The organism is Brevibacillus sp. BC25 (genome assembly GCF_000282075.1).
GTDB lineage: Bacteria > Bacillota > Bacilli > Brevibacillales > Brevibacillaceae > Brevibacillus.
In genome coordinates this window covers 1-13,840 of the sequence record NZ_AKIX01000033.1, presented here as the reverse complement: position 1 = coordinate 13,840, position 13,840 = coordinate 1, and the positions used below count along the sequence as shown (strand labels likewise).

The 13,840-nt window shown below is 48.1% G+C and carries 10 protein-coding genes, 1 pseudogene and 1 riboswitch; of the genes and pseudogenes, 2 read left to right on the top strand and 9 right to left on the bottom strand.

Features of this window, described 5'->3' with window-relative positions; translation table 11 throughout:
- Positions 1–426: 426 nt before the first annotated feature.
- The 3 genes from PMI05_RS09820 to PMI05_RS09810 form a co-directional block, all read right to left on the bottom strand.
- A complete protein-coding gene (locus PMI05_RS09820; RefSeq protein WP_007720537.1) occupies positions 427–1,761 on the bottom strand; it encodes an APC family permease in 1,335 nt (444 codons plus the stop codon).
- Between the two features lie 121 nt (positions 1,762–1,882).
- The gene (locus PMI05_RS09815; protein WP_039960536.1) at positions 1,883–3,550 is read right to left on the bottom strand and encodes a glutamine--tRNA ligase/YqeY domain fusion protein; all 1,668 of its coding nucleotides are present in this window, start codon (positions 3,548–3,550) and stop codon (positions 1,883–1,885) included.
- A 79-nt stretch (positions 3,551–3,629) separates the two neighbouring features.
- On the bottom strand, positions 3,630–4,247 hold the full coding sequence (locus PMI05_RS09810) for an SET domain-containing protein (RefSeq protein ID WP_007720526.1): 618 nt from the start codon (positions 4,245–4,247) through the stop codon (positions 3,630–3,632).
- Between the two features lie 249 nt (positions 4,248–4,496).
- A riboswitch (cyclic di-GMP riboswitch) is annotated at positions 4,497–4,585 on the top strand.
- A 181-nt stretch (positions 4,586–4,766) separates the two neighbouring features.
- On the opposite strand from PMI05_RS09810, the gene ggt reads away from it, so the two are divergent.
- Positions 4,767–6,485: a gamma-glutamyltransferase gene (gene ggt / locus PMI05_RS09805; RefSeq protein WP_007720523.1), complete on the top strand. Its 1,719-nt coding sequence runs from the start codon at positions 4,767–4,769 to the stop codon at positions 6,483–6,485.
- A gap of 119 nt (positions 6,486–6,604) precedes the next feature.
- Positions 6,605–8,593 carry a methyl-accepting chemotaxis protein gene (locus tag PMI05_RS09800; protein WP_007720521.1) on the top strand — a complete coding sequence of 663 codons (1,989 nt, stop codon included), beginning with the start codon at positions 6,605–6,607 and terminating at the stop codon, positions 8,591–8,593.
- Between the two features lie 64 nt (positions 8,594–8,657).
- On the opposite strand, the gene PMI05_RS09795 is transcribed toward PMI05_RS09800, so the two are convergent.
- The 6 genes and pseudogenes from PMI05_RS09795 to PMI05_RS09770 form a co-directional block, all read right to left on the bottom strand.
- Complete coding sequence (locus PMI05_RS09795; RefSeq protein WP_007720519.1) at positions 8,658–9,377, bottom strand: glycerophosphodiester phosphodiesterase family protein; 720 nt, start codon at positions 9,375–9,377, stop codon at positions 8,658–8,660.
- Between the two features lie 30 nt (positions 9,378–9,407).
- Positions 9,408–10,736 (bottom strand): ABC transporter substrate-binding protein, encoded by a 1,329-nt coding sequence (locus tag PMI05_RS09790; RefSeq protein ID WP_007720518.1) that lies wholly within the window; start codon positions 10,734–10,736, stop codon positions 9,408–9,410.
- 32 nt (positions 10,737–10,768) lie between these two features.
- Positions 10,769–11,596 (bottom strand): carbohydrate ABC transporter permease, encoded by an 828-nt coding sequence (locus PMI05_RS09785; protein ID WP_007720517.1) that lies wholly within the window; start codon positions 11,594–11,596, stop codon positions 10,769–10,771.
- Between the two features lie 26 nt (positions 11,597–11,622).
- Positions 11,623–12,579, bottom strand: a complete 957-nt coding sequence (locus PMI05_RS09780; protein ID WP_007720515.1) for a carbohydrate ABC transporter permease — start codon at positions 12,577–12,579, stop codon at positions 11,623–11,625.
- A complete protein-coding gene (locus tag PMI05_RS09775; RefSeq protein ID WP_007720513.1) occupies positions 12,579–13,646 on the bottom strand; it encodes an ABC transporter ATP-binding protein in 1,068 nt (355 codons plus the stop codon). Before PMI05_RS09775 ends, PMI05_RS09780 begins: the two co-directional genes overlap by 1 nt.
- A 6-nt stretch (positions 13,647–13,652) precedes the next feature.
- Positions 13,653–13,840, bottom strand: a pseudogene (locus PMI05_RS09770) (pyrophosphatase); the annotation flags it as partial.

The following is a 13,840-nucleotide window of genomic DNA, read 5'->3' as shown; positions in this document are numbered from 1 at the left end:
CCTTTCAGGATGTATTTCAGAGGTGGACGCTTAAGGGCGTGTTTCGCTTTTTGCATTCCGTCTCGGTCGGTGTCCCTAAGATCTTCGCTTATTTCTCCTGTTTCCTCTGCGAGCTGATTGTTGTCCTCTTGTATTAATTGGCGAGAATAAAAAGGGAGAGAATCATTGTTCTCTCCCTCCTGAATTCACTTTCAAATATTATTCAAATCCCACGTTAGAAGAAGTGCATTTCCAGTCCAAGCGCCTCTGGAGCCCATCTTAGCTCCGGAATAAATGGCGGGTAATTTCAGCTTCACTTATGAAATACTTCCTCGAAACTTCTACGTTTGAAGCGCTCCCGTCATTTATTTCGGAGCGGACAGTCAATCCCCCTTGCGGGGCGGAGGCCGAAGCGAAGACTGGAAATGCACTTCTTCTCCACGACAGCTACTCCTCAAACTTCACCATTTCCAAATTGGTTTTCTTGACCTTCACCAAGTACAACAAATAGATCAATCCAACGAAGGTCCAGAGCAAGCCGAGCATCATGGACGTTGCTTCTAGGTTCACCCACAGAAAGGCGATGAACGTTGTCCCGATGAATGGAGACAACACGAAGCCCCACCAGTCCTTGATATGCTTGTTCTTTTGTTTGCGAAAATAGTACGCCATTACGCTGATGTTCACAAAGCTAAAGGCGATCAGTGCTCCGAAGTTAATAAAGGAAGTTGCCGTTAATAAATCCATATACAAAGCCAACAGCATCAACGCTCCGACCAGCAAGACGTTAAGCAAAGGAGTTCTCAGCTTCGGATGTACATAACCGAACCAGCGTTGCGGCAAAAATCCATCTCGTCCCATTGCGTACAATAAGCGTGTTACGCTCGTGACAGATACAAGCCCGGAAGCTAGTGTCGAAGACAACGCTGCCGCTAAAAACACAAATTGAAAGATCGTCCCGCCGATAAACAAAGCAATCTCCGCAGAGGCCGCTTCTGGATCAGACAATACCGAAACATCAGGAAATAATGATTGCATGAAATAAGATGCCGTAATAAACAACGCTCCTCCTGCGAGTGCTACGAGCATAATCCCGCGAGGAATCGTCTTTTTCGCATCGACGGTTTCCTCCGTTAACGTGGTTACTGCATCAAAGCCAAGGAAGGAAAAGCACAGAATCGACGCACCGGAAAGCAGTGCAATTACAGACATATCCGGTGACACAAATGGACGCAAGTTGAATACTTGCCCAAGCCCGTCACCCTGCATAAGACCACGGATAGCCAATCCTGCAAACAACACGACGACCACGACTTGAAACAGTACCAGAATCGAGTTGACGGATGCGGTCACTGTTACGCGAAATACGTTTAGTCCCGTCACCAAAGCAATGAAGCCAATAATCCACCACGCTGTCGACACGTCTGGAAACACGGATGATAGGTATACTCCCGTCAACAAGGCGTTAATCATCGGTAAAAATAAATAATCCAGCAAGGATGCCCATCCTACCAAAAATCCTGCATAGGGATGAATCGTTTGTTGCGTATACGTATACGCGGTCCCTGCTGAAGGGAATAGCCGTACCATCTTTCCGTAGCTTGCCGCCGTAAACAGGATCGCAAGAAGTGTGACTGCATAAGCAGCAGGAACGTGCCCCCCCGTATCTCCAGAAACAATGCCAAAGGTGTCAAAAACGGCCATCGGGGCCATGTAGCCCAGTCCAATTACGACAATATGTCGCAACTTCAAACTACGTGTTAGTTCTGCTCTCCCGTTCACTGCCTGTCCCCCTTTTTGTAACAGAATAATTATACACGCTGGTTTATAATCACGAAAGAAAAAAGCACTGCTGCACACGGGTTCTCCATGCACAGCAGCGCTTGATTTATATGGGTATTCCCTATGCTTTTGGCAGTTCAAAGGAACTCTTCAACGATACAATCCGGTTGAATACGAGCTTGTCATCTGTCGTATGCTTCGGATCGACATTGAAATAGCCATGACGGAAAAATTGATACTTGTCTTGTGGCTTGGTTTCTTTCATATTTGGCTCCACATAGCCTTGCAGCACTTCCAACGAATTCGGGTTAACGTTGTCGAGGAAAGTACCCTCTGCGTCTTCATCATCCATAATCAATGGCTCGTACAGACGGAATTCAGCAGGAACTGCATTGGTCGCGTCCACCCAGTGAATCGTACCTTTTACCTTGCGACCTGTAAAACCGCTGCCGCTCTTCGTCTCAGGGTCATACGTGCAATGGATCTCGATCACGTTGCCATCTGCATCCTTCACGATGTCATTGCACTTAATGAAGTACGCGTGCTTCAGACGCACTTCATTTCCCGGGAACAAGCGGAAATACTTGCTCGGCGGGTTTTCCATGAAGTCATCCTGCTCAATGTAGATTTCGCGGGAGAACGGAATTTGACGATTGCCCATCTCTGGGTTCTCTGGATTGATCTCCGCTTCGAGCATCTCGACTTGTCCTTCCGGATAGTTCGTGATGACGACCTTCAACGGATTCAAAACAGCCATCGTACGTGGTGCCTTCAGCTTCAGGTCCTCACGGATGAAATACTCCAGCATTTTCTCGTCAACCGTGCTGTTAGCGCGCGCTACCCCTACTTCACGAGCGAATGTACGAATCGCTTCTGGTGTATAGCCGCGACGACGGAAGCCTGCGATGGTTGGCATGCGCGGGTCATCCCAGCCGTCTACTACATTCTCATCGACAAGCTGTTTCAGCTTGCGTTTACTCATAACGGTGTTGGTCAGGTTCAAGCGAGCAAATTCGTACTGGCGTGGTACCTTCTCCATTTCGCACTCGCGGACAACCCAGTCATACAACGGACGATGATCTTCGAATTCCAGTGAGCACAGGGAGTGTGTCACGCCCTCAATGGCATCCTCCAACGGATGAGCGAAGTCGTACATCGGATAGATGCACCATTTGTCGCCCGTGTTGTGATGCGTTGCATGGGAGATTCGATACAGAACCGGATCACGCATGTTGAAGTTCTGAGAAGCCATATCGATTTTCGCACGCAGCACCTTTTCTCCGTCCTTGAATTCCCCTTGGCGCATCCGTGCAAACAGGTCCAGGTTTTCCTCCACAGATCGGTTACGGAACGGACTATCTGTGCCTGGCTCTGTCCATGTTCCACGCATTTTACGCATGTCTTCAGGAGACAGATCATCTACGTAAGCCAAACCTTTTTTAATCAACAGCACCGCACGGTTGTACATCTCTTCAAAGTAATCAGATGCAAAAAACAGCCCGTCCCATTCGAAACCCAGCCATTGAACGTCCCTTTTGATGGCCTCTACGTATTCGATGTCTTCCTTTACCGGATTGGTATCGTCAAATCGAAGGTTGGCCTTGCCGGAAAATTCACGTGCCAACTCAAAGTTGAGGCAGATTGCTTTTGCATGTCCAATATGAAGATACCCGTTCGGTTCTGGGGGAAAGCGGGTAATGATTTCCTTTACTTTGCCCTCTTGCAAGTCATCAATCATGATATTGCGGATAAAATTGGATGCCGCTACCTTGTTTTCCAATGAAATCAACCTTTCACTTCACCTTTACATTCCATAATACTGATTCTCTACCCAGAGTTCAACAAAATCGGGTCGTTGACCGACCCGCTCACGTCTTCCATTGCTGCCTCGTTTGCCATTGTGACCTGCAATACAGATGAATGACAGAATCAATGGCTAAGCGCTGCTCCGTGATCCCACGAATCGTTTCGAGATGCTTCGGGGAAATCAGATGCAGCAAAGGCTGTTCAACATGATTGAAACGTTGGAATGCTTCCGCAGCAATCCGATCCCACTGCGGGTAATACCGAAGCAAGTCATCGGGCATTACGCGGGAGCGGTCCGTGTCGGACTCTGGCAAACAATCAAAAGGTTCATCCAGATTCAACGTCCCATAATCATCAGTCAACTCTTCACCCGGCAATACATCCCGTGCAGCCAATTCCAGGTCATACATGGTCGGCACACAATTCGCATGAAAGCTGTGGTTCACGTACCTTGCCTTATCCCAACAAAGAATGTACTTTCCGAACTGGTTCTTAAACGAATATTTTTGTACGTCCTGTTTTCGTAATGAGTCAAGTCTTTCCACAAATACAGGGTCCAATACCTGGTCCAAATTATCCTGTGCCCATACAATCGTTCCTTTTGGGATAAACCTTGTCGCAAACACACCGTACCCGATCTCATCGTTGATATAGCGCAATTCTGTATCGGGATGCATCATGGTCTTTGTTTCACTCCTTGGCGAATGTGCCTTTTTATCATCATAAGCAGTTCAGCCCCAGGAGGTGTGTGAATGTCTGCGAAAAACAACCTTCCCCATAACATTTCTCACTATTTTTCTGGATTAAAATATTTTTTCTTATTTACCACAAATGGTAAATAGTCTATATTATTGGCAAACGGAGTTTTAGGAACATTTTCCCACAACGATCGAATCAGTATCTGTGTCAATTTTCTACTTCATCCATTGATATCGAAACGGCATACCCGGGGAAATCCGGCGACGCAAAGCTACAGGGGCTACCTCCGCAACAGCGGACACGCTTGCCAGCTACCGAAGTATTGATGTAGGACGAGACCAATGATCCTATATCATTGGTCTTTTTTCGCGCTCATAATGTCTATTTTTGTCTATTTTTGTATGTTTGTGTACTTTTAGTTTTTAAAGGAGGTGAGGCAACAGCGGATAGCCGGTTTAATGAATCATTATTCTGTTCATCATGAAGGAGGTTTCATAGGAATGTCATTCTGGAAGAAACTCTCGACCGTCGCGCTGACTGCTGTCATCGGGCTATCAACATTCTCTGGGGCACAAGCTGCTAACCGTCCAACATCGATGTCACCGAACGCAATGGTGACAACTCCTCACTATCTGGCTACGGCTGCGGCCCTGAAGACATTGGAAGACGGTGGAAATGCAGTAGATGCTGCTATTACAGCCGCTTCCACATTAGCTGTCGTCTATCCTCATTACACAACCATTGGTGGAGATAACTTCTGGCTCATCTACAATGCCAAAACAAAAGAGCTGAAGGCGCTGAACGGCAGTGGTCGCGCAGGCGAAAAGGCAACCATCGACTATTACAAAAACAAAGGCTACGAAAAAATCCCGTCCCGCGGTTATGAATCGGCAAACACTGTCCCTGGTGTCGTCTCCGGCTGGTGGGAGGCGTATAACTACGCCCATAAAAGCATGGGCAACAGTAAGCTTCAATGGAACAGACTGCTTGAGCCTGCCATTGGATACGCCCAGAACGGATATCCAGTCTCCCCCAACCAAGTATATTGGACGAAATACGCCACAGATCCAACTGACAATGACTTGAAGAATCTTCAACGTTTTGATGGTTTCCGCAAAACATTCCTGAAGCCAAACGGCGATCCCTATGCAGCAGGCGAAATTCTCAAACAAAAGGATCTTGCCAATACTTTGCGAATCATAGCAAAAAAAGGTGCTGACGGTTTTTATAAAGGAGAAGTTGCTAAAAAAATCGTAGCAGACATGCAAGCCAACGGCGGATTGCTCACGTTGAAAGATTTTGAGAAGCACACCTCCACTTGGGCAGATCCAATTTCGGTAGACTACCGCGGTTATAAAGCGTACAACGTTCCGCCTAACTCCCAAGGCATGGCTTCGCTCTCTATTCTTAATGTTTTGAACAATTTTGACCTCAAGAGCATGGGTGAAGGAACACCCGATTACTATCACACGATTGTGGAAGCCACGAAACAGTCTTTTGCTGACCGCGACAAATGGCTGACTGACCCTGCCTTTGTGGATATCCCTGTGGATGAGCTGTTGTCCAAGCAGCACGGGAAAGATTTAGCAGCGCGCATTGATATGAAGCAGGCAGCTAAATCCGTAGAACCGCTTGATCCAAAAGGCGATACAACCTGGTTCGGGATCGTCGACAAAGATGGAAATGCAGTGTCCATCATTCAGAGTCACTATTTTGACTGGGGTTCCGGCATCGTAGCGAAAGATACGGGCATCCTTTTGCAAAACCGTGGAAGCTATTTCTCTTTGGATCCCAAACACATCAATCACTTGGAACCAGGAAAACGCACCTTCCACACAATTAACCCAGCTATGCTCTTTAAAGGGGACAAGCCTTATCTTCTCTACGGAACACAAGGGGGAGAAGGACAACCGCAAACGCAAGCCGCTCTCGTCACGCGTATCATCGACTTTGGTTTCAGCGTGCAAGACGCAATCGAAGCGCCAAGATGGCTGCATGGACGCAACTGGGGATCTGCTTCCAACAATCTCAAGGTGGAAAGCCGCATCCCTCAAGACGTCCTGGACGAGTTAATTAAACGTGGACATCCAGTCGAAAAGCTGGAAGCAGCTTATACCGATACGATGGGACAGTCCGGCGCAATCCTGATTGACCCACAAACTAATGTAAAATTTGGCGGTGCTGACCCTCGCGGTGAAGGCGCAGCAATGGGATATTGATATTTTGTCAGACTGCTGAGTTAATCTCAGCAGTCTACCTTTATTATATTTCCTTGTGGTAGACAGCTTTTCACAAAGAAAGAAATATCTTAATCACGGTTTAGGAGTGGAACAATCCTATGTTTTTGTTCAACAAACTCAGGAACAAAATGATCCTTTGGTTTCTCGTCGTGGCCGTCATTCCACTTACTGCCGTTTCGGTGTTTATCACGAACAGCTTTTCATCCATTCTGATTGATAAACAAAAATCATCCTATGTTGACCTTACTTCCAGTACGGCCATAGCTATGGATCAATATCTGGACCGGCGTATGACAGAAATTCAGATTTTAGCCCGTACCTCAGATATTCAATCCGATGATGCAGCGGCAAAAAATGAATTCATCCGCAAGTTTACCGAGGAAATGAAACTGTATGACGGAAATACGTATATCGCAAGCGATGGAAAAGTAACGGCTGATACTTTCCCCAAAAGCGTTGGAATCAATCTTAGCGAGCGCCAATTCTTCAAAGACGGCATGCAGGACAAACCCAGCTTCTCCGATGTTCTTGTTGCGAAGACAACCGGCAATCGCTCTATCATCGTCGCTTCCCCTGTCAAAGCGAAAAACAATGAGAAGCTTGGTGTCTTGACTGGGCTCGTCAATGTAGATGACTTCACAGCTACATTTCTCAAGAATTTGAAAGTAGGCAACGATGGTTATCCGATTCTCGTTGATAACAAGAACCAGATTCAGTACCATCCTACCCAGGATCTGATCGGAAAACCGCTTGAGGAATCCGCTCTGCCGCAACCATTAACGGAAATCCTTAAATCAGGAAAAACGGAAAAGGGCTCATACAGCTACTCGGACAATGGCAAGGATTACGTTGTCACCTATTCCCCCATTCCAAAGACCAACTTTGGTTTGTATCTGCATATCCCTGTCGAATCCATAACGTCTGCAGTTTCCTCCGTTACCACCATGGTTACGATCATTGTCATCGTTGTTGTTGCTGTCGTGATCGCAATCGCATACGCTGTTTCCCGGCAAATCTCACGCCCTATTGCGGCAGTTGCCTCTGTGGCTAACCGCATTTCCGAGGGTGAACTGACTGTACAACCCTTGCAAATTCGAACCAAGGATGAGGTTGGACAGCTATCTCAATCAGTAAACACAATGGTGCTCAACCTGCGAACGATTATTCAACAAGTAAATGATACAGCTTCAGATCTTGCTTCTTCAGCAGAGGAATTGTCAGTCAACGCCGACCATACGAGCAAGGCTACCGAGCAAATCGCAATAACGATTCAGGAAGTAGCTTATGGTGCGGAAAAGCAAGTGAAGAGTGTAGAAGAAAGTGTCACCGCAATGCAAGGCGTATCGACAGGGGCTCAGCAGGTTGCCACGAATGCACAGCAAGCTGCCGAATCCGCTTTGGGCGCTTCCCAAATTGCAGTGGAAGGCAATCAGGCCCTTCAGGTCGTTATCAGCCAGATGCAATCGATCGAGAACACTGTCGGTAACATTGCCGATATCGTCAAACGATTAGGAAACAGCTCTCAGGAAATCGGACAAATCGTACAAGTCATCACCGCCATAGCTGAACAAACAAATCTGTTAGCGCTTAACGCAGCTATTGAAGCGGCGAGAGCTGGTGAACAGGGGCGCGGATTCGCCGTTGTGGCAGACGAAGTGCGCAAATTGGCTGAGCAGTCCGCGCAATCAGCACAACAAATCAAACTGTTGATTACGACGATTCAGCTTGAATCAAACCAGGCTGTCCTTTCGATGGAACAGGGCACCAAAGAGGTCGCCACTGGACTTACGGTTGTTAACAATGCAGGCAAGTCCTTCGAACAGATCCAAGATGCTGTCACGCAGGTGGCAAGCCAAATTCAAGAAGTAAAGGCTTATTCTGAGCAAATGTCTTTTGGCACCAAACAGGTGGTAGAATTGGTCAGTGTCATTGAAGGAGTAGCGGAGAATTCTGCTGACGGAACACAAAGCGTGTCGGCCGCCACAGAAGAACAGTTGGCAGCTATGGAAGAAGTCAATTCATCAGCTACTTCTCTGGCAAAAATAGCCGAAGAACTGCAATCGCATGTAAGCAAATTCAAGATATAGTCCAAACAACAAAAACAAGGAAAGCCGCCTGGCATGTTGCCCAGCGGCTCTTTCCTGCTTGCGCTTATACAAACTCCCACATCCGGTCAGGATGGTTCGTGCAAATTTGAACCTGAGGATGCCACGAAATGACTTCGCGGATATGCTTCGGATCATCCAGCGTCCACGCGATGACTTTGAAGCCTTTTTCGATCGCGGCTACGGTTAGCTCACGAGTCAGGAACGGATATCCCATGGAGAGAATCGTAGCACCTGCTGCCTCCATCTGTTCCAGCATGAGTACTGGGCGGCCATATACAATCAGGCCTGTCTCTACTTCTTGATCGAGCGTGCGGACGTGACGGATCAAATCATGGTCAAATGAAGTCACATGCACCGCTTGCTTCATCTCATGCTTTTCCAATAGCGCGAGCACCTTTTCTGCGATACCAGGGTACATGTCACTTGTTGCTTTCAACTCGATATTTAGCGTGCAGCGACCTTTTACTGCGACCAGGACTTCCTCTAGTGTAGGGATTCGCTCGCCCGCAAACTTGTCGCCAAACCAGCTCCCTGCATCCAGCTCACGCAGCTCTGCCAAGGTATGATCCATGACCAGACCGCGGCCATTGGTCGTGCGTTCTAGCGTAAAGTCATGAATCAGCACCGGAACACCGTCACGCGTCAGTTGAACATCAATTTCCATTGCTTTGATAGCTGGCTCTGCCAAAGACAGTCGAATCGCTGTCATTGTATTCTCCGGGGCTTTGCCTGACCACCCGCGATGTGCCATACAAATGTTCATTTCGCCAGCTCCTCTATCGCTTCGATTCTGTTATTTTTTCAAAAGCTTGCTGCCTTTTTCCGTCGCCGCCTGCATCGCTTCATCTACAGTCGCTTGGCCGAGCATCGCACGCTGCAGTTCTTTTTGAATCACATCCTGCAATTCTTTGTAGCCTGGAGCCATTGGACGAGGATAGCCGTATTGCAGTTGATCTACCGCGACCTTGAAGTTTGGCTCTTTTTCGTAGAATGCCTTCATTTCAGCCGAATCAATTGCTTCTGTCGTGACAGGCATATAACCGGAAGCGATTGACCACGGAACTGTTTGCTCGGTATCTGTCATCCACTTCATGAACTCCCACGCTGCTTTTTTCTCCGCATCGGTCGACTTCGCCAGCATCACGAGATTCGCACCGCCCGTTGGCGTACCCAACGTTTTATTGGCTGGCAAGAAAGCTGCACCCATGTCAAATTTGGCATTTTTCTTCAATTCCGTCAAGGAACCTGTCGAGGTAAAAATCATGCCCACTTTTTGATTCAGGAAGTCTTGCTCCGCTACATCCCACGCATTGTAGTTCTCCCCTGGAGGGTTTTTCATAATGCCTTCCTTCACCATTTTGGACCAGAGCTCAAGCGGTGCTTTTCCTGCTTCGTTGTTGATCGTCAGTTCCTTGCCGTTCTCGCTCAGGATGTTGCCCCCGCCTTGGAAAACAAGCGCTTCGTAGAACCAGATATCAACTGGCGTCGAGAAGCCGTACCGGGTAATTTTGTCTCCCTCTTTTTTGCTCAGCTTTTGAGAAAAGCTGACGAGCTCATCCCATGTTTTTGGACCGTTTGAATCAAGTCCTGCTTCTTTTAACATATCACGGTTGATGTACAGCAGTGGAGTGGAGCGGTTAAATGGTACTGCGTACAGTTTGTCATTCCAATAAGAGTTTTTCATGAGACCTGGAATGTACTTCTTTTCATCCCCTTGCGAGTAGGGAGTCAGATCTTCCAAAACCTTTGCATCCGCAAATGCCGCGATCGAAGCGATCTCGACCATCGTGACATCAGGATTGTTACTCGCTGCTACAGATGCCAGTACTTTGGAGTGGTTCTCTTGATACGCACCTTGGTAGGCTGGTTTGACGATAATATCTTTATGTGTTTCATTGAATTTTTTGACCATATCCTCGATGGTTTTCCCACGAACGCCACCCAACGCATACCAGAAATCAATTTGGACAGGGCCGCTGGATGCTGTAGACGCTGCTGGCTGAGAAGTGCTGCCTGTACTTGCAGACTGATCTTTTCCAGATGATCCGCATCCAGCCAATACACCTGACAAACCGATAGTCAATGCACATAGAATCGTACCAGTCTTTTTCATTGAAAACATGGTTTGATTTCCTCCCTAAGAGCTCTCTTTTATTATTTGGATTGATAGATGAACGCTTTGATAATATGCCGTTGTGCCACGAAGAAAATGACGAGAATCGGTAGAATGAGGATCATGTTGCCCGCCATCATGACGTTCCACAATGTGCCGCCGTCGGACATGTGCAAGCTGGATATTCCGATCGGCAAGGTGCGCACCTCGTCGCTGTTGGTCATAATCAGCGGCCAGAAATAGTCGTTCCAGTGGTAAATAAAGCTGAATAGTCCAAAAGTGACCAGCACAGGCTTCGCCATCGGCACCATGATCGTCCACATGATCTTCCATTCGGACGCATTATCCAGACGCGCTGCCTCGATCACTTCATCGGGCACCTGCATGAATGCTTGCCTGAGCAGGAAGATTCCGAATGCACTGGCTGCGTACGGCAGGATGAGCGACCATAGTGTGTTGACGAGTCCCCAGCCACTCAATTGCACGTAAATCGGCAAAAAGATGACTTGTCCGGGAATCATCAAGACAATCAAGACAAGACCAAACAACAGATTGCGACCGGGAAACTTGTAGCGTGCGAAAGCGTAAGCCGCAGGCACCGCCGTTAAAAATTGCAGGATCAAAATGCCTACTGCAACCAGAATGCTGTTCCACGTATACATAAGGAACGGACCTGATTCCCACGCTTGGGCGAAGTTGCTCCACTCCCACGTTTCAGGCAAAAGCGTCGGGGGAAATTGCCGGACCTCTGGCATCGTTTTGAAAGCCGTCGATGCCATCCACAGAAACGGGAAAACAAACAGGAAAGCCACGATCAAAAGCCCAATCCATTCCACGGTCTTGCGTGAAGCCAAAACCACTCGATACATGCTGCTCCTCCTTTCTCACGAGTTCATCAGCGATAATGCACGCGCTTGGACATCACCAGGAAATGTAAAGCTGTTAAAATCCCTACCAGTATCAGCAAAATGACAGAGGCAGCCGAAGCAATTCCGCCATTGTAGAAGTCCATGCCCTGCTCGTAAATGTAGTAGACAAGCATGTTCGTACTATTGATTGGACCACCCTGCGTCATAATGGCAATCGTGTCAAACGCTTGAAAGGATGAGATCGTATTGATAATGAGCAAAAAGAAAATCGTCGGCGACAGCATCGGTATGGTAATCCGCCTCAGTGTTCGCCACCACGGCGATTGATCGAGCGCTGCTGCCTCGTATATATCGCCCGGGATGCTTTGCAAGCCTGCGATGAAAATGAGCGTGTTATAGCCGACACCTTTCCAAATGCTGACGATAATCAGTGACAACAAGGAGCTTTTTGGGTCAGTCAGCCACGTATACGCAGGCAATCCGACCGCTTCCAGTCCTGCGTTCAACAGGCCAAACTGCGGGTCCATCAGCCACATCCACAGCATCGAGACAGATACCAGCGAAATGATGTGAGGACTGAAAACAGTCGCCTGAATAATGCCGTAAACCTTCGCCTTTTTGTTCAGCCAGAGTGCGAGCAGGAAGGATAGCGTCAGGCCGATCCCCACTGTCGCAATGGTAAAGACCGCGGTATTTCCCAATACTTGATGAAAATCTCCGTCTACCATCAAGTCCTGATAGTTTTGCAAGCCTACCCATTCCATTTGCTCCAAATTGATCAATGACCAGTCCTGAAAGCTCAAATATATGATCGAGCCAATCGGGTAAAAGAAGAACAGGACAAAGCAAATCAATGCGGGTGCCAGATACAAGTACGGACGCAGTCGGGATGAGAGCTCAGACCATGCAAATGCCGACGGACGCACTTCTGTTTTCGACTGGCTTACACCCGGCAACTCCTGTACAGTTGCCGCTTTTCGCATCAGCTATCCCCTCCTGCACGTGTCGATACAGGCTCTCGTCCACTCATGCGACCCACTCGTTTTCCGCTTCCTTTTTCGAACACATATATGTACTCCCACGGTACAGTGACCGTGACCGAGGAGCCGACCTGCATCGCTACCTCCGAGTCCGCTTTGACGATGACCCTGCCTTTTTCCGTCTCTACATGCAGGAGCGTGTCTGAGCCAAGAATTTCTCTGGATACGACCTGACCTCGTGCGTTCCACATCTCTTCGCTCGTAATGGCAGAGACAGCAGAAGGCAGCAACACTGCTTTTTCCGGGCGGAATCCCCATACGTGCTCACTCTTGCCCTCCGCAGAAACAATGTTCATCGGCGGAGAACCGATAAATTGGGCAACAAACAGATTTTCCGGCTCCTGATACAAATCCATCGGGGTCGCTACTTGCATAATGTGTCCGTCATTCATGACGACGATCTGATCGCCCATGGTCATCGCCTCTACCTGATCATGTGTCACGTAGATGAAGGTGCTGCCTAGCTGCTTGTGCAGGCTGGTCAATTCCACACGCATCTGATTTCGCAGCTTCGCATCGAGATTGGAGAGCGGTTCGTCCATCAAGAAGACCTTTGGCTTTTTCACCATAGCCCGAGCGAGTGCAACACGTTGCCTTTGACCACCTGAGAGCTGAGAAGGCTTGCGTTTGAGATAATCGGATAGCCCGACGATTTCCGCAATCTCCTCTACCAGCACCTGACATTCCTTTTTCGATGTTCCACGGTTTCTCAAGCCATAGGCGATATTGTCATACACGTTCATTGTTGGGTAGAGGGCGTAATTTTGAAAAACCATCGCAATATCACGCTTGCCAGGTGGCAATTGGTTCACCGTTTGATCACCGATCATGATTTTGCCGTCCGTCACTGTTTCCAAGCCAGCGATCATCCTGAGTGTGGTTGATTTCCCACAGCCGGACGGACCTACCAGAACCGTAAAGGAGCCGTCTGGAATGACCAAATCCAATCCTTTGACCACACTTTGATTCTGAAAGGCTTTCGTTACCTGCTCCAACACCACACGTGCCATCTGTTTTTATTTCCCTCCTTGTGCTTTTGCGGCCAGCATTTCCGTAACAAATGCCTCGAAATCGGCGTAGCGGTAATCCGGAGAAGCGTAGAGCCATTTCTCTTGTCCATACCACTCCAGCACGACAGATTGCACACCCGCTCCTACCGCAGCCAATACATCATAGCGACTGTCACCAATCATCATGGCTTTCT

Excerpts from the sequence above, each read along its gene's own strand:
- PMI05_RS09810 (WP_007720526.1), bottom strand. The coding sequence starts at position 4,247 with ATGATGCATCCCGATACAGAATTGCGCTATATCAACGATGAGATCGGG.
- ggt (WP_007720523.1), top strand. The coding sequence starts at position 4,767 with ATGTCATTCTGGAAGAAACTCTCGACCGTCGCGCTGACTGCTGTCATC.
- PMI05_RS09800 (WP_007720521.1), top strand. The coding sequence starts at position 6,605 with ATGTTTTTGTTCAACAAACTCAGGAACAAAATGATCCTTTGGTTTCTC.
- PMI05_RS09795 (WP_007720519.1), bottom strand. The coding sequence starts at position 9,377 with ATGAACATTTGTATGGCACATCGCGGGTGGTCAGGCAAAGCCCCGGAG.
- PMI05_RS09790 (WP_007720518.1), bottom strand. The coding sequence starts at position 10,736 with ATGTTTTCAATGAAAAAGACTGGTACGATTCTATGTGCATTGACTATC.
- PMI05_RS09785 (WP_007720517.1), bottom strand. The coding sequence starts at position 11,596 with ATGTATCGAGTGGTTTTGGCTTCACGCAAGACCGTGGAATGGATTGGG.
- PMI05_RS09780 (WP_007720515.1), bottom strand. The coding sequence starts at position 12,579 with ATGCGAAAAGCGGCAACTGTACAGGAGTTGCCGGGTGTAAGCCAGTCG.
- PMI05_RS09775 (WP_007720513.1), bottom strand. The coding sequence starts at position 13,646 with ATGGCACGTGTGGTGTTGGAGCAGGTAACGAAAGCCTTTCAGAATCAA.